14 protein-coding genes and 1 pseudogene are annotated in these 20903 nt (G+C 74.6%); 6 read left to right on the top strand and 9 right to left on the bottom strand.

Annotation, left to right across the window (positions count from 1 at the left end; translation table 11 throughout):
* Positions 1 to 285: 285 nt before the first annotated feature.
* Both ACFYWQ_RS37205 and ACFYWQ_RS37200 read right to left on the bottom strand, forming a co-directional pair.
* A complete protein-coding gene (locus tag ACFYWQ_RS37205) occupies positions 286 to 1485 on the bottom strand; it encodes a lycopene cyclase family protein (RefSeq protein WP_389523078.1) in 1200 nt (399 codons plus the stop codon).
* Between the two features lie 465 nt (positions 1486 to 1950).
* On the bottom strand, positions 1951 to 2574 hold the full coding sequence (locus ACFYWQ_RS37200) for a sigma-70 family RNA polymerase sigma factor (RefSeq protein WP_389523075.1): 624 nt from the start codon (positions 2572 to 2574) through the stop codon (positions 1951 to 1953).
* A 345-nt stretch (positions 2575 to 2919) separates the two neighbouring features.
* Between ACFYWQ_RS37200 and ACFYWQ_RS37195 the strand changes: the two are divergent.
* The 4 genes and pseudogenes from ACFYWQ_RS37195 to ACFYWQ_RS37180 all read left to right on the top strand — a co-directional run.
* Positions 2920 to 4260: pseudogene (locus tag ACFYWQ_RS37195) on the top strand (polyprenyl synthetase family protein); the annotation flags it as partial.
* A 500-nt stretch (positions 4261 to 4760) separates the two neighbouring features.
* Positions 4761 to 6308, top strand: a complete 1548-nt coding sequence (gene crtI, locus ACFYWQ_RS37190; protein WP_389523072.1) for a phytoene desaturase family protein — start codon at positions 4761 to 4763, stop codon at positions 6306 to 6308.
* Positions 6305 to 7363 carry a phytoene/squalene synthase family protein gene (locus ACFYWQ_RS37185; protein ID WP_389523070.1) on the top strand — a complete coding sequence of 353 codons (1059 nt, stop codon included), beginning with the start codon at positions 6305 to 6307 and terminating at the stop codon, positions 7361 to 7363. The genes crtI and ACFYWQ_RS37185 overlap by 4 nt, the downstream gene beginning before the upstream one ends.
* A complete protein-coding gene (locus ACFYWQ_RS37180; RefSeq protein WP_389523067.1) occupies positions 7360 to 8418 on the top strand; it encodes a DUF5914 domain-containing protein in 1059 nt (352 codons plus the stop codon). The genes ACFYWQ_RS37185 and ACFYWQ_RS37180 overlap by 4 nt, the downstream gene beginning before the upstream one ends.
* A 419-nt stretch (positions 8419 to 8837) precedes the next feature.
* Here the strand turns inward: ACFYWQ_RS37180 and ACFYWQ_RS37175 are convergent, their stop codons facing one another.
* On the bottom strand, positions 8838 to 9083 hold the full coding sequence (locus tag ACFYWQ_RS37175; RefSeq protein ID WP_389523065.1) for a WhiB family transcriptional regulator: 246 nt from the start codon (positions 9081 to 9083) through the stop codon (positions 8838 to 8840).
* A gap of 417 nt (positions 9084 to 9500) precedes the next feature.
* On the opposite strand from ACFYWQ_RS37175, the gene ACFYWQ_RS37170 reads away from it, so the two are divergent.
* Positions 9501 to 10640 carry a MerR family transcriptional regulator gene (locus tag ACFYWQ_RS37170; protein ID WP_389523174.1) on the top strand — a complete coding sequence of 380 codons (1140 nt, stop codon included), beginning with the start codon at positions 9501 to 9503 and terminating at the stop codon, positions 10638 to 10640.
* A gap of 271 nt (positions 10641 to 10911) precedes the next feature.
* Here the strand turns inward: ACFYWQ_RS37170 and ACFYWQ_RS37165 are convergent, their stop codons facing one another.
* The 6 genes from ACFYWQ_RS37165 to pgm form a co-directional block, all read right to left on the bottom strand.
* On the bottom strand, positions 10912 to 11757 hold the full coding sequence (locus tag ACFYWQ_RS37165) for an RNA polymerase sigma factor SigF (protein ID WP_389523062.1): 846 nt from the start codon (positions 11755 to 11757) through the stop codon (positions 10912 to 10914).
* Between the two features lie 244 nt (positions 11758 to 12001).
* A complete protein-coding gene (locus ACFYWQ_RS37160) occupies positions 12002 to 13687 on the bottom strand; it encodes a cellulase family glycosylhydrolase (protein WP_389523059.1) in 1686 nt (561 codons plus the stop codon).
* A 398-nt stretch (positions 13688 to 14085) separates the two neighbouring features.
* Positions 14086 to 15744: a catalase gene (locus ACFYWQ_RS37155; RefSeq protein WP_389523057.1), complete on the bottom strand. Its 1659-nt coding sequence runs from the start codon at positions 15742 to 15744 to the stop codon at positions 14086 to 14088.
* Between the two features lie 111 nt (positions 15745 to 15855).
* Positions 15856 to 16908 carry an MASE1 domain-containing protein gene (locus ACFYWQ_RS37150; protein ID WP_389523054.1) on the bottom strand — a complete coding sequence of 351 codons (1053 nt, stop codon included), beginning with the start codon at positions 16906 to 16908 and terminating at the stop codon, positions 15856 to 15858.
* 194 nt (positions 16909 to 17102) lie between these two features.
* A complete protein-coding gene (locus ACFYWQ_RS37145; RefSeq protein ID WP_389523050.1) occupies positions 17103 to 17951 on the bottom strand; it encodes a PP2C family protein-serine/threonine phosphatase in 849 nt (282 codons plus the stop codon).
* Between the two features lie 232 nt (positions 17952 to 18183).
* Positions 18184 to 19824, bottom strand: coding sequence for a phosphoglucomutase (alpha-D-glucose-1,6-bisphosphate-dependent) (pgm, locus tag ACFYWQ_RS37140; protein ID WP_389523048.1), 1641 nt, complete (start codon positions 19822 to 19824; stop codon positions 18184 to 18186).
* Between the two features lie 403 nt (positions 19825 to 20227).
* On the opposite strand from pgm, the gene ACFYWQ_RS37135 reads away from it, so the two are divergent.
* Positions 20228 to 20659: an ATP-binding protein gene (locus ACFYWQ_RS37135; RefSeq protein ID WP_389523045.1), complete on the top strand. Its 432-nt coding sequence runs from the start codon at positions 20228 to 20230 to the stop codon at positions 20657 to 20659.
* The last annotated feature ends 244 nt before the right edge of the window (positions 20660 to 20903 follow it).

Raw genomic sequence — 20903 nt, 5'->3', positions numbered from 1 at the left:
GGTGGGGGCGGGGATCCGACGGGGGCGGGGATCCGACGGGGGGCAGGGGGCCGGCGGGGGGCAGGGGGCCGGCTGGGGCGGGGGTTCGGTGGGAGGGCAGGGGCCCGGCCGGTGCGGGAGTCCGGCGGGTGCCGGGGCCCGGCCGGTGCGGACTCCCGACCGGTGCAGGGCCCGACCAGTGCGGGAGTCCGGCGAGTACCGGGGCCCGGCCGGTGCGGGAATCCGCCCGTGCAAGGCCCCGCCCGTGCAGGGCGCCGCCGGTGCATGAGCGCTTCCCGGCGGCGGTCACGGTCCGGGGCCGGGGAAGGGCCTGCGGGGCAGGAAGGGCAGCTCGGCGGCGGAGCGGAGCATCGGCAGTACGGGGGTGCGGGCGCCGACGGCGAGGTCCTCGTGGAGGCGGGTGCGGCCGTCGAGGAAGCGCAGCAGCCGCTCCATCGGGACGTGCGAGAAGAGCCGCGCGAAGAACGCGGCGCCGTCGACCCGGCCGCTGTCCAGGGCGCGCAGCATCACGGCGTCCATGGCACGGGAGCGCGCCGAGTGGGGTGCGGGCGGCAGCGGGTGGCGGCCCGCCCGGAGTGCCTCCGCGACGGCCCTCGTCTGCCGCTGGACGGCGGAGAAGGTGTAGCCCGTCGACGGCCGGGTGGCCCCGCCGGCGGCGCCGATGCGGAAGACCGACGGGGCGGCGCGGCGGGGGAAGCGCGCGTCGGTCATGGGGATCACCCCGGTCTCCGTCGAGGTGACGTGGACCGGGCCGAGGCGGAGCACGTCCTCGGTGTAGTGGCGCAGCGCGGCCTCGTAGTCCTGCCGGGGCAGGACGGCGCGGGAGAACTCGGTGTACTCCACGAGCGCGTCGCGGCGGCCGGTCGGCAGGACGTACCCGAAGGCCAGTCCGTGGGACGGCTGCGGGACCCGGAAGTCCATCAGCCCGACCGTGCCGGGGTCGAAGATGGGCCGGGCGGTGCGCACGAACCAGCCGTGGAAGTGCTGCAACAAGGTGGTGCGGGCAGCCGGGAGGCTGCCGGGAGGCCGGGAGTCGAAGACCCAGCGGGCGCGTACGGTCAGCGGGCGGCCGTCGTCGGCGCGGGCACGGACCTCGGCTCCGTCGGCCGTCGCGCGCACCGTCTCGACGGTCGCCTCCAGGCGGCGGACGTCGTCGCCGTCCGCGAGATCGCGGGCGACGAGCGCCTCGAAGTCGTCGGAGCGGAGCATCTTGTAGCGCAGCGGTGCGATGCCGTCCTCGACGGTCCGGCCCTCGGGGGTGTGGATCCGCAGCCGCTCCCACTGCGTGGTCAGCGCGGCGTCGTAGGGTCCCGGGCCCGCCTCCCAGAAGCACCAGGTCCGTCGCGGCGGGCGCAGCGGTCCCGGCGGGGCGTCCACCAGGACCACCGAGAGGCGGCCGGCCCCGGGGACGGGGCGCGTCAGCCGGTGGGCGAGGGAGAGTCCCGCGGCTCCCGCGCCCACGATGGCGACCTCCGCCTCCAGCACGAGCCGCTCCCTCCCTGCGCGCGTCCGGTGTGCTCCCGTGGGAAGCATTCCTGCTCGGCGCCCCTTCCGGATGCGGGCCACGCTGGGCCGTCGGGGTTGTGCTGCCGGTGGCCGGGGCTGTGCCGCCGGTGGCCGGGGTGCCGCCGCCGGCCGTGCGCCCGTGCTGCCCGTGACCGGCTCGTCGTCGCCATGGCAGGTCGTCGTGGCGGCTCGCCGTCGCCACGGCAGGTCGCCGTAGCGGCCCGTGTCGCCACGGCAGGTCGCCGTGGCGGCTCAGGTCGCCAGGGCCGGTAGCGGTGGCGGCTCAGGTCGCCGGTGGCCGGGGTGTCGTGCCGCCCGGCGGTCGTCTCGCGGCTCGGGCCGAGGCGCGTCGCCCCGCCGCCGTACGGGCGCGGGGCCGGACAGCTGCCACTGTCGCGTCGTTAACGCATCGTTTCCGCGTCGCCGCGTTCCCGCCCGCGCGGATCACCCGGCGTTCGCGTACACGCCGTCGTGCTCCAGGCAGCGGCCGAGCCGGTGCAGTCCGCGCCGGGCGTGGCTCTTGACCGTGCCCAGGGGCCAGCCGGTGAGTTCGGCGATCTGGGTCTGCGTCAGGTCGTCGTAGAAGGCGAGGGTGAGGACACGGCGCTGCGGGGCGGGCAGCTTGGCGAGTTCGTGTCCGAGCAGGACGCGGTCGAGCACGGCGTCGGGAGTGTGCCGGTCCCCCGTGGTGACGGACATCCGCGCGCCGGCCGCCGCGACGAGTTCGGCGCGGCGCGTCCGGGCGGACAGCGCGTCGGCGACCTTGCGGCGGGTGATGCCGACGAGCCAGGCGGACAGGGTGCCCCGCTCCGGCAGGAACCCGGCGCGTCCCCGCCAGGCGGCCAGGAACACGGTCTGCGTCACGTCCTCCGCCTCCCGGGCGTCCCCGAGCGAGCGTCGCGCCAGGGTGAGGACCAGGGTTCCGTACCGGTGGTAGGCGGCGGCCAGGCAGGCCTCGTCGCCGGCGGCGAAGCCCGCGGCGAGTCCGTCGTCGGCGAGGGTCTCCTCGGTCGGGGACCACTGCGGAACGGTGTCGAGGGCGGGCCCGGCGGCCTGCTGTGCGGTCATGGTGTCTGCTCCTCGTGCGGGCGGTGTCCGGCCCGTCCCCGAGGCGCGGCCCCTCGCCGGGGCCGTCCACCTCGCCGGATCCGGGGTGCCGGTCGCACGGAGCGACCGCGGCCCCTCCACCATGCGAAGCGGCCAATCGATGCATCAACTTGCATCGACTCTGCATCGTTTTCGCGTGCGCCGGCCGGTCCGGTACGTCGCGTCGCCCCGCTCCCGCCGTCCCCGGCCGCCCGCCGGCGACCGAGAACGAAGCACGGCTGTCCCCCGGTTGGCGCATCCATGCCCGTCCCCGACGCGGAATGCGTTCAGTGTGGGCCGACGCCGATCACGACGAGAGGAACCGGGATGCGCCCGAGCAAGGCGAAGGAACACCCCCTGGCCGGGCCGCCGCCCGGCGCTCCGCTCGTGGCCCTGCGACACCGCGCGGGCCACCTCCCGTCCCTGGTGGCCACCTCCCGCGCGGGCGACCCGTCGTCCCCGACGGGCACCCCCTCGTCCCGCGCGGGTGAGCGCGGCCCCTCCCCCGACAGCCGACCGGAAGGCGCCATGCCCGCCCTCTTCCCCCTGGACGTGAACGACCTGCCCGCCGTCGACGGCGACGTACCCGGAGCCGTGGGACGCGTCCTCGACCACCTCCTGGCCGAACGCTCCGAGCACGCCGCCGCCCTGGACCCGGTGTTCGCCCGGGACCTGGCCGAACGCGTCGTCCGCTGCACCCTGGAGGGCGGCAAGCGCACGCGGCCGCGCTTCGTGTGGTGGGCGCTGCGCGCCTGCGGCGGCGGGGCCGGCGCCGCGGAGGCCGCGCTGCGCGTCGGCGCCGCCCTCGAACTGATCCAGACGTGCGCACTGGTCCACGACGACGTGATGGACGGCTCGCGGCTACGGCGCGGACGGCTCGCCCTGCACGCCGACGTCGCCGCCCAGTACTCCGGCACCGTCCCGCCGGAGCACGGTCCGCGGTTCGGCGAGGCGGCGGCCGTACTCGCCGGGGACCTGGCGCTGGCGTGGGCCGACGACGTCGTCGCGGCCACCGAGCTGGCACCGGTCACGGCCCGCGCGGTGCGCGAGCTGTGGAGCGCCATGCGCACCGAGATGGTGGCCGGCCAGTACCTGGACGTCCAGGGGCAGGCCACGGGCGCCCGCTCCGCGGCCCGCGCGATCCGCGCCGCCTGTCTGAAGAGCGCCCTGTACTCGGTGGAGCGTCCGCTGGCCCTCGGAGCCGCTCTGGCGGGCGCCGATCCCGCGCGGACCGGGGCCCTGTGCGCGGCGGGCCGGTGCGTCGGGATCGCCTTCCAGCTCCGCGACGACCTCCGCGACGTCTTCGGCGACCCGCGGCACACCGGCAAGCCCTCCGGCGGCGACATCCGGACCGGCAAGCCCACCTACCTGACCGCCGTGGCGCTGGCCCGGGCCGAGGCGGCCGGCGACCGGCGCGCGCTCGCGCTGCTGCGGCACTCCCTCGGCCGTGCCGACCTGTCCGACGGCCGGCTCGCCGAGGTGCGCGACGTCCTCGTCACGACCGGCGCGCGCGACGCCGTCGAGGCGAGGATCGACCGGCTGGTCGCCCGGGGCATGCGTCACCTGGACGCCGCGGCACTGGAGCCGGAGGGCCGCGCGCGCCTGCGGGAGCTGCTCCACGCCACGGCCGGCGCCATCCCGGAAGCGGCCGACACCCCTCCGGCGACCGCCGGAGCCACCCCGGCGGCGTCGGGTCCCCGGGACGCACCCCCGACGGCGTCAGACCCCCGAGACACACCCCCAGCGGCGTCAGACCCCCGAGACACACCCCCGGCGGCGTCGGACCCCCGAAGCGCACCCCCAACGGCATCGGACCCCCGAAGCGCACCCCCAGCGGCGTCGGACCCCCGAGACACACCCCCAACGGCATCGGACCTCGACGCACCCCCCACGGCATCAGCCCCCCAAGACACACGCCCAGCGGCGTCAGACCCCCGAGACACACCCCCGCCCGCGCCGGCCCCACAGCCCGCCGCCACCGCGGCTCCCTCCCCGCCAACCTCCCGACCCTCCGCCTCCCGCCCCTCCACCGCCCCACCGCCCCCCGCCTCCACCCGGCCCCCGTCGTCGCCGCCCGGCGCCACCGCGCCCGCGTCCTCCCCCGTGCGGCCCGAGGACGACGCGTCCTACGCCCTCCTGCTGCGCATCGGCGCCGAGGGAGCCGCGCGATGACGCGGACCGTCCCCGGGCGCACGGACCACGTCGTGGTCGTGGGCGCCGGGCTCTCCGGCCTGGCCGCGGCGCTGCACCTGCTCGGCGCCGGACGACGGGTCACCGTCGTCGAGCGCGACGCGCTGCCCGGCGGCCGCGCCGGGTGCCTGGTGCGCGGCGGCTACCGCATCGACACCGGTCCGACCGTGCTCACCATGCCGGACCTCGCCGACGAGGCGTTCGCCGCGGTCGGCGACAGCCTGCGCGACCGCGTCGACCTCGTCCCCCTGCACCCGGCCTACCGGGCCCTCTTCGCCGACGGCAGCAGCGTCGACGTGCACACCGACGCGGACGCGATGGAGGCGGAGGTCGAGCGGTTCGCGGGCGGCGCGGAGGCCGCCGGCTACCGGCGGCTGCGGCACTGGCTGGAGCAGCTGTACCGGGCCCAGATGCGGCGCTTCATCGACACCAACTTCGACTCGCCCCTGAACCTGCTCACCCCCGACCTGGCCCGGCTGGCCGCGCTCGGCGGGTTCGGCCGGCTGGACGCGCGGATCGGCCGCCACCTGCGCGACGAACGCCTGCGCCGCGTCTTCTCCTTCCAGTCGCTGTACGCGGGTGTCCCGCCCGCCCGCGCCCTCGCCGCGTACGCCGTCATCGCCTACATGGACACCGTCGCCGGCGTGTACTTCCCGCGCGGCGGCATGCACGCGCTGCCGCGGGCCATGGCGGACGCAGCCGCGGACGCGGGCGCCGACCTGCGCTTCGGACGGGACGTCACCCGGCTGGAGCGCTCCGGTGACGGCGACCGGATCACGGCCGTCGTCACCGCCCACGAGCGCATCCCGTGCGACGCGGTCGTCCTCACCCCGGACCTGCCGGTCGCCTACCGCCTCCTCGGCCGGACGCCGCGCCGCCCCCTGCGCATCCGGCACGCGCCGTCGGCCGTCGTCCTGCACGCGGGGACGGACCGGACCTGGCCCCGCCTCGCGCACCACACGCTGTCGTTCGGCGCACGGTGGCACGGCACCTTCGACGAGCTCACCCGCACCGGCCGCCTGATGAGCGATCCGTCGCTGCTCGTCACCCGCCCCACCGCCACCGACCCGACGCTCGCGCCGCCCGGCCACCACCTGCACTACGTCCTCGCCCCCTGCCCGAACACCGACGTCGGGCCGGACGCGGCCGCCTGGGGCGAGCTGGCACCGCGGTACCGCGACAGCCTCCTGCGAGAACTGGAGCGGCGCGGGCTCGACGGCCTCGCCGCGTCCGTCGAGGACCAGACCCTCGTCACACCCGCCGACTGGCAGGCCCAGGGGCACGCGGCGGGCACGCCCTTCTCGGCGGCCCACACCTTCGCCCAGACCGGCCCGTTCCGCCCGCGCAACCTGGTCCGCGGCACCGAGAACGCCGTGCTCGCCGGGTGCGGCACCACCCCGGGCGTCGGCGTGCCGACCGTCCTGCTGTCGGGCAAGCTCGCCGCGGCCCGCATCACCGGGCACCCCTCCCCCGCCCCCGGCCGCCGCCCCGGCGTGCGGGCCACACCGGAAGGAACGCACTCATGACCGGCCGTGAACTCGACGCGGCGGGCATCACGGATCCGGCGCTGCGCGACGCCTACGCGCGCTGCCGCGCGCTCAACGCCCGGCACGGCAGGACGTACTTCCTCGCCACCCGGCTGCTGCCCGTCGAACGGCGGCCCGCCGTCCACGCCCTCTACGGCTTCGCCCGCTGGGCGGACGACATCGTCGACTCCCTGGACGACGGCGTGCCGCGCCACCGCCGCGCGGAGGACCTCGGGCGCCTCCAGGCGGGCCTGGAGCGGGGGCTGCGCGACGGCGGCAGCACCGAACCGGTGGTCCTGGCGCTCGCCGACACGGCCCGCCGGTACGCCATCGACCACCGGCACTTCACCGACTTCATGGCCGCCATGCGCAGCGACCTGGAGGTCACCGACTACCCGACCTACGACGACCTGCGCGCGTACATGCACGGCTCCGCCGCGGTGATCGGGCTGCAGATGCTGCCGGTCCTCGGGACCGTCGTCCCGCGCGAGGAGGCCGCCCCCCACGCGGCCGCCCTGGGCGTCGCCTTCCAGCTGACCAACTTCCTGCGGGACGTGGGCGAGGACCTCGACCGCGGCCGTGTCTACCTGCCCGCCGACCTGCTGCGCGCGCACGGCGTGGACCGGGGGCTGCTGGCCTGGAGCCGCGCCACCGGCCGGCCCGACCGGCGGATCACCGAGGCGCTCAGGGCCTTCGAGGAACTGACCCGTGGCGTCTACCGCGAGGCGGCGCCCGGGCTGGCCCAGCTCGACCCCGTGTCCCGCCCGTGCATCCGCACGGCCTTCGTGCTCTACGGGGGCATCCTGGACGCGGTCGCCGACGGCGGGTACGCGGTGCTGCACCGCCGTGCCGTGGTGCCCCGCCGACGGCGGGCCGCGGTGGCCGCCGACGGGCTGCTGCGCCTGGCCGCCGCCCGCGCGGCGGCGCGCACCGGGGCACGCCGGACGCCGGCGCCCGGACCGGGGCGGCCGCCCACCGGAGTGACCGGGCCGTGCGGGGCGTCGTCGTCCGGCTTCCCGCCCTCGTCCGAACGGCTGCCCGAGGAGGCCGCGTGAACCCCGACCGTCCCGACCGTCCCGTCCGGCGCGGACGGTTCCCGCTGTCGCTGCGCAGGAACCCGGTGGCCTGGGAACGGCAGCGCCCGACCTGGCGCGAGGCGCGCCCGGCCGTGATCGCCCGGGCGCTCAAACGCGCCCAGGCACGCCCCTCGGGCAACTGGTACGTCGTCGGCGCCACCCGCGACGTGCGCGACGACCGGCCCCTCGGCCGGACGGTCGCCGGCCGGGAGGTCGTCGTCTGGCGCGACGCGGCACGCCGGCTGGTCGCCGGGCCCGGCGTCTGCCCCCACCTCGGCGCGCCGCTCCGGGACAGCCCGGTGCGCTGCGGAACCCTGGTCTGCCACTGGCACGGCCTCGCCCTGCGCGGCGGCCCGTTCGCGGGCTGGGAGCCGCTGCCGGTGCACGACGACGGCGTACTGGTGTGGGTACGGCTGGACGACGTGGGCGGCGAGCCGCCCCTGGACGAGCCGGTCGTACCGGTCAGGCCCGCCCTGTCGGACGCGCTGTCGGCGGTCTACGTGGGCGTCGGCACCTGCGAACCGGAGGACGTCGTCGCCAACCGGCTGGATCCCTGGCACGGCGCCTGGTTCCACCCGTACTCCTTCGTCGACCTGACCGTCGTCGACGCTCCCGGGACGTCCCCGGCCGGCGCGGGCGGGCAGGAGGCCGGGCGCGGGGCGGCGGACGGGGACGGCTTCGCCGTCGACGTCTCCTTCAAGCTGGCCGGACGGCTCGTCGTACCGGTCCGGGCGGTGTTCACCGCGCCCGAGCCGCGCACGGTCGTCATGCACATCACGGAAGGCGAGGGGCAGGGGTCGGTGGTCGAGACACACGCCACCCCGCTGGGCCCGGACGCCCTGGGCCGGCCGCGGACGGCGGTCGTCGAGGCGGTCGTGGCCGCCTCGGACCGTCCCGGCTTCGCCGCGGCCCGCACGATGGCCCCACTGCTGCGGCCACTCGTACGGGCCGCCGCCGGACGCCTGTGGCGTGACGACCTGGCCTACGCCGAACGGCGCTGGCACCTCCGGTCCACGGGCCGGTTCCCCGGCTGAGCCCCTGTGCTCCCAGCGCCGTCCGCACCACGGCCGCTTCGCCGTCCGCACCCTACGGGCACCTCGCCGTCCGCACCACAGGCGCCTCGCCGTCCGCACCACGGCAGGGCTCGACCGGCCCTGACCGAACCACGCCGGGCCGCGCCAGGCCAGGCCAGGCCGGGCCAGGCCGGGCCAGGCCAGGCCGCGTCGGGCCGGGCCGGAGCGGGACTGGGGCCGGACTAGGGCCGGACCACACCAGGGCCGGAGTGGGCAAGGACGGGTCAAGCCGGGGCAGCCGGCCTCGTTGAACGGCCTCGTGCCGGAGGCGGGGACGGCGGCTGGGCAGGCGACCGCGGGGACCGCGGGAGGGTACGTCCCGGACCCGGCGGCCCGGGACGCCCCGGCTCAGGGCGGCCCCGGCTCAGGGCGGCCCCGGCTCAGGGGTCGCTGCCGGTCCGGCGTCGGAACAGCACGTCCCGGCGCTCGCCGGCCGTCATCGCGCCCCACACGCCGTCCCGTTCCGCGTTGCGCAGCGCCCAGGAGGCGCAGGGCACGCGGACGGGGCAGCGTCGGCAGACCGCGCGCGCCTGCTCGATCTGCCGGCGTGCCGGGCCCTCCTCACCGACCGGGAAGAAGAGCTCCGGGTCCTCGGAGCGGCAGGCCGCGGCCTCACGCCAGTTCACGTGCCACCTCCCGTCCCGCCCGGAGCCCCGGGGCGCCGCCCGGGAGCGGCGCGCGACGGCCGTCACAGCGAGAAGAATTCATCACAACCTCCGCCGCAGGTCGGGCCGCACCATCGGGGCAGCCCCGTTACCGCGGTGCCCGGAGCACCGCCGACCCGGCAGAGGTAACGAGAAATATAGGCGCTTATCCACCGTTTGGGCCATGGTTGTCCGGCAGAACGGCCGCTGATCACGGCGCCGCATCCGTTCGGGGGCGTCCGGGAGAACACCGTACGAGCCACTCGGGCCGGCCGAAGCCCGTTCGGTGTGCGAGAGGAGGCGAGGACCTGTGGTGAGCCGCAGCTTCCCGGCGACCGGCCCCCTAGGGGGAAGCGGCGCCGCCCCGAATGCCGTACGACGCGGAGGTGCCCGGTGAAGGTGAGCCCCCGCGCGACGGCGGGAGCGCCGGAGGTGGGGGTGACGACCGGTTTCCTGGCCCGCAGGGTGGGTGTCTCCCCCACGACGCTGCGTTCCTGGGACCGCCGCTACGGGCTGGGGCCCGCCGTACGGGTCGACGGCAGGCACCGCCGCTGGTCGCCGGAGGACGTGGCCATGGTGCAGGAGATGTGCCGACTGACGGCCTCGGGCGTGCCTCCCGCCGAGGCCGCGCGCGCCGCGAAGGAACGTGCCCGCGGCCGTGGCACGGCAGCGCCCGCAACCGTGGACGCGCAGGCGGCCCGGAGTCCCGGTCCGCGTCCGGCACCGCCACCGCCACCGCCACCGCCACCGGCACCGGACGCGGACCACGGGCCGGATCCGGACCGGGACGCGCGCTCCCCCGGCGGTCTGCCGCTGGGGAACGTGCGCCAGGAGTGCCGGGGCCTGGCCCGAGCGGCCGTCCGGCTCGACGCGTCGGCGGTCCAGGAGCAGCTGACGGCCGTGATCCGCGCCCACGGGCTGGTCACGGCCTGGGAGGAGGTGATGGTGCCCACGCTCCGCGCGGTCGGCCGGAAGTGGGAGTCGTCGGGCGACCGGTACGTGGAGGTGGAGCACCTGCTCTCCTGGCACATCTCCGCCACCCTGCGCCACCTGTACGTGTCATGTGCGCGGCAGGACCACCGGCCCGGCACCTCACCGGTGCTGCTGGCCTGTCTCCCGGGTGAACAGCACACACTGCCTCTGGAGGCGCTCGGCGCCGCGTTGGCGGAGCTGGGCGTGCCCGCCCTCATGCTCGGCGGCGCGGTCCCGGCCGAGGCGGTGCTCGCGACGGTGCGGCGGGTCGGTCCCGCGGCGGTGGCGCTGTGGTCGCAGTCGCGGTCCACGGCGAGCCTGCCGCTCGCCCAGCACGTCGCCGCCAGCCGGTGGGGGGTGCGCGGCGCCCGGACGCAGAGCCTGGTGCTGTTGTGCGGCCCCGGCTGGAGCCGGCGCTCCGGGGGCCCCGGGCTGCTGCGCCCGCCCGGCCTGCGGGACGCGGTGCGGGCGCTCACCTCGCGGGACGCCCCGGGGACGCCCCCGCTCGGGCCCCCAGGGCCGCCGGCCGTCCGGGACGACTCGGCGCTGCGACCCGCGCACGTGTGACACGGCACTACGGCCCACACGCCCGTGACACGGCACGACGACCCGCACGCCCGTGACACAGCACGACGGCCCGCACGCCCGTGACACGGCACGACGGCCCACACGCCCGTGACACAGCACGACGGCCCACACGGTCGTTGAGACAGCACCAGGCCCACACGGTCGTGACACCGCACGACGGCCCGCGCACCGTGTCACAGGTGCGCGGGCCGAAGTGCCGGGTCGCAGGCGCGGGCCGCCGAACCACGGCCTGTTGTCCCGGCGAGGTGGGTCACTCGGTCGTGAGCATGCCCTCACGCAGTCGGGCCAGCGTGCGCGACAGCAGCCGCGAGACATGCATCTGCGACACCCCGAGACGCTCGCCTATCTGAGCCTGCGTCATCTCCTCCACGAACCGCCAGTGCAGGATGCGGCGGGAGCGCTCGTCGAGCTCGGCGATCATCGGGGCGAGGGCGTGGAAGTCCTCCACGAGCTCCAGCGCGCCGTCCTCGTCGCCGATGAAGTCGGCCAGGGCGGTCTCGCCGTCCTCGCTGCCGCCGATGGCGGCGTCCAGGGACGACGACCGGTAGCCGTTGGACGCCAGGCGCGCCTCGATGACCTCCTCCTCCGGGAGGTTCATCAGCTGCGCCAGCTCGCTCACCGTCGGCGTCCGGCCCAGCCGGCTGCTCAGTTCCTCCGTCGCCCGCGCCAGCTGCACCCGGGCCTCCTGAAGACGGCGCGGAACGTGCACGGCCCAGGTGGTGTCCCGGAAGAACCGCTTGATCTCGCCCACGATGTAGGGGATCGAGAAGGAGGTGAACTCCACCTCGCGCGACAGCTCGAAGCGGTCGATCGCCTTGATCAGACCGATCACGCCGACCTGGACGATGTCCTCCATCTCCTCCGGGTCACGGCTGCGGAACCGCGAGGCCGCGTAGCGCACCAGGGAGATGTTCATCTCGATCAGCGTGTTGCGCGCGTACTGGAATTCCTCCGTTCCCTCTTCCAGAACCGCCAACTGCTCGAAGAACAGGCGGGTCAGCTGCCGCGCGTCCTTCGGAGCCACCTTCGACGGATCCGCGACCTCCGGCAGTCCGGCGGTGTGCGTTGCGATCCGCAGCGCCGTCTCCGTCATCATGTTCCCTCCCAGGTGGACCTATAGCTGCACACCGCCCGCCTGCCCGCACTTTCGGCGCTCACACCCATGAATTTCGTTCGATGGGGATTCGGATGGCGAAAGGCGGCGCGATCGGGCTCCTGACGGACGGTGGTTGAGGCGCCCTGACCGGCGGAGGCACCCGGCCGGGGCGGACCGGGTGCCTGTGGACGGCCGGCCGGGTGCGGGCCGACCGCGCGCGCCGTGAGCCGTCGGTGACGGTGAGTCAGGCGGTGGTGCAGGCGGTGCCGTTGAGGGTGAACGCGGTCGGAGCGGTGTTGGTGGTGCCCTTGGCGCCGATGAATCCGACGGTGACCGAGCCGCCGGCGGGGATGGCCGTGGTGTACGAGGCCGGGGTGACGCTGACCGTGCCGCCGCTCTGGGTGGCGGTGCCGCCCCACATGTTGGTGACCGTCTGGCCGTCCGCGAAGGCGAAGACCAGCGTCCAGCCGTTGACGGCGGCGGTACCGGTGTTGCGGAGCGCGATCTCGCCCTGGAAGCCGCCCGGCCACTCGCCGACGACGCGGTAGCCGACGGAGCAGGACGCGCCCGGGGTTCCGCCGTCCTCCGCGGTGGTGACATCGACCGTGGCCGAGCGCGCCGAACGGTTGCCGGCCGCGTCCCGGGCGTAGACGGCGAAGGTGTACGCGGTGTCGGCGGTGAGGCCGCTCACGGTGGCGGTGTTCGTCGTGGAGACGGCGACCCTGGTCTCGGTGCCGCCGCCGACGCTGACGACGTCGTAGCCGGCCACGCCGATGTTGTCGGTGGACGCGGTCCAGGTCAGGGTGGCGGAGGTGGACGTCACGGCCGAGGCCGCCGGGGTACCGGGCGCCGTCGGTGCCTGGGTGTCGCCGGAGGTACCGCCGTAGACGGTGGCCTCCTCGGCGGTCTGGGCGATGCCGTCGGTCCCGTTGAAGATGCGCTGGCCCCAGGAGCTGAGCTGCGTCGGGTCGAAGCCGATCGCCAGGTCGAGGATCGGGTCGGTGTTGCCGCTCCAGGACCAGGCCAGGTAGCCGAGGTCGAGTTGCTCGGCGGTGGCCATCATGGTGTCCTCGTCCGGGTCGCCCCACTGGTCGGCGGGCCCCCCGAACTCACCGATGAGGATGGGCAGTCCGGCGGTGACGAAGGCGTTGAGGTAGTCCGTGATCTCCGCCGCCGTGTCGAAGACGCTGTACATGTGGATCGAGAAGATCAGGTTGCCGGTGGTGTCGGCGTCGTAGACGCTCTGGGCGTTGGCGCGCATGACGCCCTGCCAGTCCTGACCCCAGTTGGGGGCGTCCACCATGATCGTGTGTTCGAAGCCGGCGGCGCGCAGCTTCTGGATCGCGGCGATGGTCGGCGCGGTCCAGCCCGCGGGGTCGGTGTTGCCCCAGGGCTCGTTGCCGATGTTGATGATGACGTGGTTCTCCTCGCCGGCGAGCACGTCCTTCAGGCCGATCCAGTAGTCGGCGGCGTGGTCGAGGGTGCCGGCCGCGGTGTCCTCGCCGTAGCCGGTGGTGTCGTGCACCTCCAGGACGCAGATCAGACGGTTGGCCTTGCACTGGGTGACAACGTTCGCCACGTCGGCCGCGCTGTTCTCGCTCCAGCGGTAGCCGTCGGAGAGGACCACTCGGACGGAGTTGGCGCCGAGCGCCTTGATGTCGGCCAGCGACTGGAGCTCGCCCGGGTACCAGGTGTGGGCGTGGTTGACGCCCCGCATGACGAAATCGTTGCCGTTGGCCTCCAGCAGGCGGCCGTCGTCGATGTGGAGGCCGACGGCCTGGGCGGAGGGGGCCTCGGCCGCCCGGACGGAGGACGGTGCCGCCGCCTGCGCGGCGGCCGGGGCCAGGAGGCCGACGGCCATCCCCAGACCGAGCAGGGCGGCCAGGGTGGGCAGGAACCTCTTTCGTGTCGTGCTGCGTGCTCTTCTCACTGCGGCTCCAGGGAGTGAGCGCCAGGAAGGAATTCCGGCATCGGAAGGGAGTGGGAGCGCTCCCATGAAGCCACTATGCCAAGTACACGTCAAGTCATTGCGCACAGACCGGCACCGCGCGCAGATCGTCGGCCGCCCCGCGCGCAGACCGTGGGCCGCCCCGGGCGCGGATCGTCGGCCGCACCGGGCGCGGATCGTAGGCGGCACCGTGCGGTCGGCACCACGGCGGCCGCACCGTGCGGTCGGCACCACGGCAGCCGGGGCCGGGAAGCAGTCGGCACCGCGGCAGCCGGGGCGCGGGCGCCGCAGGCCCCGGGGATGCCCGGTGGCCGTCGACCCGCGGATCAAGGGTGAGCCGCGGGTCGACGGGGAGCCGCAGGTCGACGGGGAGCCGCGGGTCAGCGGGTGACGACGTGCCGTTCGTTCGGGACGCAGTGCGTCATCGTGAGGCCCTGCACGTCGCGCGGCGGGTTCTTGCCCAGGCGGGCGAGCCGCTCACGGTCCTCGTCGGTCAGCCCCTGGCCGGCCAGGGGTTCCAGCCCGGCGACGTCCTCCGGGCTGACGCCGATGCCCTCACCGACCCTGAGGCCGAGGTCGTTGTCGACCAGGAGGAAGTGCCAGACCATGCGCTCCTGCACCGGCCGGTCGCACTGGGCGAGCGCGGCGGTGAAGTTCTTCACCAGGTCGTCGCGCTCCCACTGCTCCATCAGCGCGTAGCGCTGGCCCGCTTGCAGGTAGTCGTTGGTGCGGGGGATGCGCTTGCGCGTGAGCCGGCCGGTGATCTCCGGCCCCTGCTCGTCGTGCGACGGGTACTCGTCCTCGTGCAGTCCGCCGGTGATGGAGGGCTCGTAGTTGACGCTCGGGTTCACACCCCCGCCGTCCACGTGGTAGGTCATCTGCCCGTCGCGCTGGTTGGTGCGGACCTCCGCGTTCTTGGCGAGGTTGACCGGGAGCTGGAGGTAGTTCGGGCCGACACGGTGGCGCTGGGTGTCGCTGTAGGAGAACGTCCGGCCGACCAGCATCTTGTCGTCGGAGAAGTCCAGCCCGTCGACGAGGACGCCGGTGCCGAAGGAGATCTGCTCGTTCTCGGCGAAGAAGTTCTCCGGCATGCGGTTGAGCACCATCTTGCCGACCGGCTTGGGCGGGAAGTCCTGCTCCGGCCAGGTCTTGGTGTCGTCCAGCGGGTCGAAGTCCAGCTCCGGGTGCTCGTGGTCGTCCATCATCTGGACGAGGAGTTCCCATTCGGGGTGGTCGCCGCGCTCCACCGCCTCGTACAGGTCCTTGGTGGCGTGGCCGAGGGAGTCCGCCTGGACGTTCGCCGCGTCTTCCTCGGTCAGGCTGCGCACGCCCGCCTTGGGCATCCAGTGGTACTTGACCAGCTTGGTCTCGCCCTCCTCGGTCACCCATTTGTAGGTGTTGACGCCGAATCCCTGCATGTGGCGGTAGTCGGCGGGGATGCCGCGGGGGCTGAAGAGGTTCACGAGCATGTGCATGGCCTCGGGGGTCTGCGACATGAAGTCGAAGATGCGGCGCGGCTGCTGCTCGAAGGTGACCGGGTCCGGCTTCAGGGCGTGGATGACGTCCGGGAACTTGATCGCGTCCCGGATGAAGAAGACGCCCAGGTTGTTGCCGACGAGGTCCCAGTTCCCCTCCTCGGTGTAGAACTTCACGGCGAAGCCGCGCGGGTCGCGGGCGGCCTCGGAGGAGTCGCGCCCGCCGATGACCGTGGAGAAGCGGACGGCCAGGTCGGTGCGCTTGCCGCGCTCCTGGAACAGGGCGGCGCGGGTGTAGCGGCTGATCGGCTCGTCGCCCCAGGTGCCGTACGCCTCGAAGTAGCCGTACGCCGTGACGCCCCGGGCGTGGACGACGCGCTCGGGGATGCGCTCCCGGTCGAAGTGGCTGATCTTCTCGAGGAACTGGTAGTTCTCCAGCGTGGCCGGGCCGCGGGCGCCGACGGTGCGCTGGTTCTGGTTGTCGTGGACGGGGTGGCCCTGCCGGTTGGTGAGCACCTTCCGGCCGTTTCCCGGGCCGGATCCGCTGCTCGATACGTCCGTCATGTCCTTGAGCTCCTTGGGGATCGTCCCCCCACGCTTGCGAGGGTGCGGGCCGCACGGCAGCCGCCGCCGGACCGCTGAGGGACCGTCCGGGTACCCGGCACCCTCATTCACTCACGTCCCTCCTCGCTTCGCCGGAGGAGAGCCGTCCGCGTCGTCGGGAAAGCCACCCGCGCCGGGCAGGCCGTACCTGTCCTCGGGTGGCGGCCGGCCTTGGGGGGCGTCGCCGGCCGTGAGGTGTTCGAGGACCTCCACCAGTTCCTGGCAGGCGCGTTCCACCGAGCGCCGGGTGTTGCGCTGTTCGGTGATGACGGCCGACAGCAGCAGGGCGGTCAGGGCCATCGTGCCGTTGAAGGCCTGGAGGTTGATCATGACTTCGACGCGGGTGCGACCGGCGAACGGGCCGATCCCCTCGGTGGCCGCGACGGTGGCCATGACCGAGGTGAACAGCGCGCACAGCATGCCGCCCGCGAGCCGGAAGCGCAGGGCCGCCCAGATCAGCAGGGGGTAGACGAGGAAGAGGAGACTGATGTTGCTTCGGGTGGCCACGGTGCCGAAGGCGACGGTGATCAGCGCCAGGCCCGCGGCTTCCTTCCAGCGGCGCACGGGCGGCGGGCTGCGCAGGGTGAACAGGAGCAGCAGGAGCGGCGTGACGAGCAGGACCCCCATCGCGTCGCCGACCCACCAGCCCAGCCAGACGGGCCAGAAGCTGTCCGCGTCCAGCCGGCCGGCCAGGACGAGGACGCCGACGCCGACCGTGGAGCTGATCAGCATGGCGGTCAGGGCGCCCAGGAACACCAGGGCGAGGGTGTCGCGCATATGGGCCAGGTCGGTGCGGAAGCCCACCTTGCGCAGCATGAGGTAGGCGCAGACGGGAGCGGCCGTGTTTCCCGCCAGGGCGACGATCACGAAGGGGCTGAGCTCGGTGGTGATCGACAGGATGACGAACAGCGCACCCAGGGCGATGCCCGCCGACGCCCGCATCCCGAGGACCAGCAGACACGCCACCGCGACGCCGGAAGGCGGCCAGACGGGGGTGAACACCGCGCCCTCGACGACGAGCTGCCGCAGCAGGCCGAGCTGTCCGGCGACGTAGTAGCAGGCGGCGACCGCCACCGTCTCGACGGCGAGAACGGCCGGCCGGCGCAGCTCGCTGGTACCCACCACAGCAGCCATCAGACACCGGCGCGGCGCCGTCGGCGAGGTGAGAGGCGCAGGGTCCGGCCCTATGGCGGAACGCCGTCCGGTCAGGCCCTTCGGCGGAACGGCGTCCGGCCAGGCCCTACGGCGGAACACCGTCCGGCCAGGCCCTACGGCGGAACACCGTCCGGCCAGGCCCTACGGCGGAACACCGTCCGGCCCTACGGCGGAACCTGGGGCCCGGGGCCGCCCGGAGTCCCGTCGTGTCCGACGACGAGGACGGCCGCGTCGTCGTCGTGTCCCACGCGCTCGGCGCCCTTGAGCACGGCGGCGGCGAGCGCGCCGGCCTCCAGGCCCGCGACGGCGGCGATGCCCGCCAGCCGGACCACCTGGTCGAGGCCCTCCTCGACGCTCATCGACGGCCCCTCCACCACACCGTCCGTGAGCAGGACGAACACACCTCCCTGGGTGAGCCGGTAGCGGGTGACCGGGTAGTCCATGCCCTCCTGGACGCCGAGGGGCGGTCCGCCCTGGTCCTGGGCGATGCCCGATCTGCCGTCGGCGGTGGCCCACACGCAGGGGATGTGGCCGGCCCGGGCGCTCTCCAGGACGCCGTTGGCCGGGTCGAGGCGCATGAAGGTGCAGGTGGCGAAGAGGTCGCCGCCGAGGGAGAGCAGCAGGTCGTTGGTGCGGGCGAGGAGTTCCCCCGGCTCGCCGGTGACGGAGGCCAGGGCGCGCAGTCCGACCCGGACCTGGCCCATGAACGCGGCCGCCTCGATGTTGTGCCCCTGGACGTCGCCGATGGACAGCCCGATGCGGCCGTCGGGCAGGGTGAAGGCGTCGTACCAGTCGCCGCCCACGTTGAGTCCGTGGCAGGCGGGCGCGTACTGGACGGCCAAGCGGAAGCCGCGGGCCGCCGGGAGGTCGCGGGGCAGCATGCCGCGCTGTAGGGCGATGGCCAGCTCGACGTGGGAGCGCTGCACCTCCGCGCGTTCGCGCGCCTGGGCGGTGAGCGAACCGAGTCTGGCCAGCAGCTCGTCACCGTCGTCCGTGGGGCGCTTGCGGGACATGGATCACTCCGGAGAGGACGGTGGCCCCTTCGGGGCAAATGTCGCATACCGCGTTTAGAGGATGATACCGACCTGGGGTGGGGGTCTGACAGGCGGGCGGGACGGCCGGTGGCCCGGTGCGCCGAAGCCCCCGACCGTCATCCGCGGCCCCGACCGTCATGCGCAGCCCCGACCGTCATGCGCAGCCCCGCGCGTCGTCCGAGGCCGCCGCCCGCGCGTCAGCCGCGGGTGCTCAGCCGCCGAGCGCCGCGCCCACCACGGCCCTGGCCTCGTCCTGGACCCGGCGCAGGTGGTCGGGTCCCTGGAAGGACTCGGCGTAGATCTTGTAGACGTCCTCGGTGCCCGAGGGGCGGGCGGCGAACCAGGCGTTGGCGGTGGTCACCTTGATGCCGCCGATGGCCGCTCCGTTGCCGGGCGCCTCGGTGAGCACGCCGGTGACCGCTTCCCCGGCGAGGGTGTCCGCGGTGACCTGGGCGGGCGAGAGCCTGGCGAGCAGCGCCTTCTCCTCCCGGGTCGCGGGGGCGTCGATGCGGGCGTAGGCGGGTTCGCCGAAGCGGGCCGTCAGGGCGGCGTAGTGCTCCGACGGGGTCTTCCCGGTCACCGCGGTGATCTCGGAGGCGAGCAGCGCCAGGATGATGCCGTCCTTGTCGGTGGTCCACACCGAGCCGTCGCGGCGCAGGAAGGACGCGCCGGCCGACTCCTCCCCGCCGAAGCCGAGCGAGCCGTCGACCAGCCCGTCCACGAACCACTTGAAGCCGACGGGCACTTCGACGAGCCGTCGGCCGAGGTCGGCGGCGACGCGGTCGATCATCGAGGACGACACCAGGGTCTTGCCGATGCCCGTGCCGTCGGGCCACCGCTCGCGGTGGGCGAAGAGGTAGGCGATGGCGGCGGCCAGGTAGTGGTTGGGGTTCATCAGGCCCGCGTCGGGGGTGACGATGCCGTGCCGGTCGGCGTCGGCGTCGTTGCCCGTGGAGATACTGAACCGGTCGCGCTGCTCGATCAGCGAGGCCATCGCGTAGGGCGAGGAGCAGTCCATGCGGATCTTGCCGTCCCAGTCCAGCGTCATGAACCGCCAGGTGGGGTCGGTGTGCGGATTGACGACGGTCAGGTCGAGGCGGTGCTCCTCGGCGATCCGGCCCCAGTAGGCGACGGACGCCCCGCCGAGCGGATCGGCGCCGATCCGGACGCCGGCGGCGCGGATCGCGTCCAGGTCGAGGACGCTCGGCAGGTCGGCGACGTAGGTGCCGAGGAAGTCGTAGCGGCTGGTGCCCGGGGCGGCGAGCGCCTGGGTGTACGGGATGCGGCGTACGTCCTTGAGGCCGCCCGCGATGATCTCGTTGGCCCGGTCCTGGATCCAGGAGGTGGCGTCGGAGCCGGCGGGGCCGCCGCTGGGCGGGTTGTACTTGAAGCCGCCGTCGGCGGGCGGGTTGTGGGACGGGGTGACGACCACGCCGTCCGCGAGGCCGGTGGCACGGCCCCGGTTGTGGGTGAGGATGGCGTGCGAGACGGCCGGGGTGGGCGTGGAGCCGTCGGCGCTGTCGACGAGCACGGTGACGTCGTTGGCGGCGAACACCTCCAGCGCCGTGACCCGGGCCGGCTCGGACAGGGCGTGGGTGTCGGCCCCGAGGAAGAGGGGGCCGTCGGTGCCCTGGGCGGTGCGGTACTCGCAGATCGCCTGGCTGGTGGCGGCGATGTGGTCCTCGTTGAACGCCGTGTTCAGGGACGACCCGCGATGGCCTGACGTGCCGAACGCGACGCGCTGCGCCGGATCGGCCGGGTCGGGGTGCAGCGCGTAGTACGCGGTGACCAGCCTGGCGACGTCGACGAGGTCCTCGGGGCCGGCCGGCCGGCCCGCTCGTTCGTGCGTCATGGTCCGTTCCTCCGCATGGTTGATCCGTCACTCGCCGTCTCATCTTTCCTCGTCAAGGCGCCGGTGCGCGAGGGGACTCCGCCGCGACGGCACGTGAGGCCCGTCGCACGGCGCGGGCGAGGGCACGGGCGAGGGCCCCGGCACGGCGGCGAGCACCGCGCGCCGGACGGTACGCACGAGGCGGGCGCCCCTCGGCGAACGCGGGCCCGCGAAGGCGTGGACCTCCTCGCCCGGCCGGGGCGCGAGGGCCGCCCGCCACCCTGGCCCCGTCCGCCGGACAGCGGATCCGGGACCGTCGCGGGCGCCGATTTATGCCTCCGTTCACATATATCGGCTCCGAGCCCATCCGTAGGGGGCCCAGCGTCCGAATACCCAGTGAAGAGGAGTGAGAAGGTGAACAGCGATGAGAAGGTCGTCCACCTGCCCTGTCGTCCGGACGAACGGATCTCTCCGAGGACTGCGCGGCCATGTACGCGCACAGCTGCAAGCCTGGCGGCAGGAGGCTCTCGCCGATGATGCCGAGATCGTGGTCGGCGAGCTCGTCACCAACGCGCTGCGGCACGGGAGGCCGCCGGTACGGGTCGCCCTGAGCCTGCGGCACCAGCCGGGGGTGCGGAACACGGTGCGGATCGAGGTCACGGACGCGGGCGCCGCCTTCGACGTGCGCCTCGTCCGCGCCCGCTGGCGGCATCCGTCCTTCACGGCCGGGGAATCGGGCCGCGGCCTGCTCATGGTCGACGCCCTCACCTGCGGGTGGGGCGATCTCGGCAACTTCCACGGGCACACCGTCTGGGCGGAGCTGGTCTGCGAGGGTGCCGGTGTCCCGGTCCGGTAGGGCCCGCCGCGGCGAACGCCGCCGACCGCGGTCCGCGGGTGCCGTAGCCTCGAAGCGAAGATCACTTGTCGAGAGGAGGCCGGGTGAACGAGGCCGAGTCCGGGAGTTGTTGTGCGCCCTCCGCCGGCCGGGGCGGGGCGGACCTCACCCTGGGACCGACCGTCGGCGCCCAGGGGCACACCGCGACGGGACGACCGAAGGACCGCGACCGGTACCGGGACCGGGACGGGATCCAGGACCGGGA

This window comes from Streptomyces sp. NPDC003247, assembly GCF_042888135.1.
Lineage (GTDB): Bacteria > Actinomycetota > Actinomycetes > Streptomycetales > Streptomycetaceae > Streptomyces.
Note: the sequence above shows the minus strand (reverse complement) of the source record. Positions and strands in the feature narration are given on the sequence as shown.

Excerpts from the sequence above, each read along its gene's own strand:
- ACFYWQ_RS37200 (WP_389523075.1), bottom strand. The coding sequence starts at position 2,574 with ATGACCGCACAGCAGGCCGCCGGGCCCGCCCTCGACACCGTTCCGCAG.
- crtI (WP_389523072.1), top strand. The coding sequence starts at position 4,761 with ATGACGCGGACCGTCCCCGGGCGCACGGACCACGTCGTGGTCGTGGGC.
- ACFYWQ_RS37185 (WP_389523070.1), top strand. The coding sequence starts at position 6,305 with ATGACCGGCCGTGAACTCGACGCGGCGGGCATCACGGATCCGGCGCTG.
- ACFYWQ_RS37165 (WP_389523062.1), bottom strand. The coding sequence starts at position 11,757 with ATGATGACGGAGACGGCGCTGCGGATCGCAACGCACACCGCCGGACTG.
- ACFYWQ_RS37155 (WP_389523057.1), bottom strand. The coding sequence starts at position 15,744 with ATGACGGACGTATCGAGCAGCGGATCCGGCCCGGGAAACGGCCGGAAG.
- ACFYWQ_RS37145 (WP_389523050.1), bottom strand. The coding sequence starts at position 17,951 with ATGTCCCGCAAGCGCCCCACGGACGACGGTGACGAGCTGCTGGCCAGA.
- pgm (WP_389523048.1), bottom strand. The coding sequence starts at position 19,824 with ATGACGCACGAACGAGCGGGCCGGCCGGCCGGCCCCGAGGACCTCGTC.
- ACFYWQ_RS37135 (WP_389523045.1), top strand. The coding sequence starts at position 20,228 with ATGAGAAGGTCGTCCACCTGCCCTGTCGTCCGGACGAACGGATCTCTC.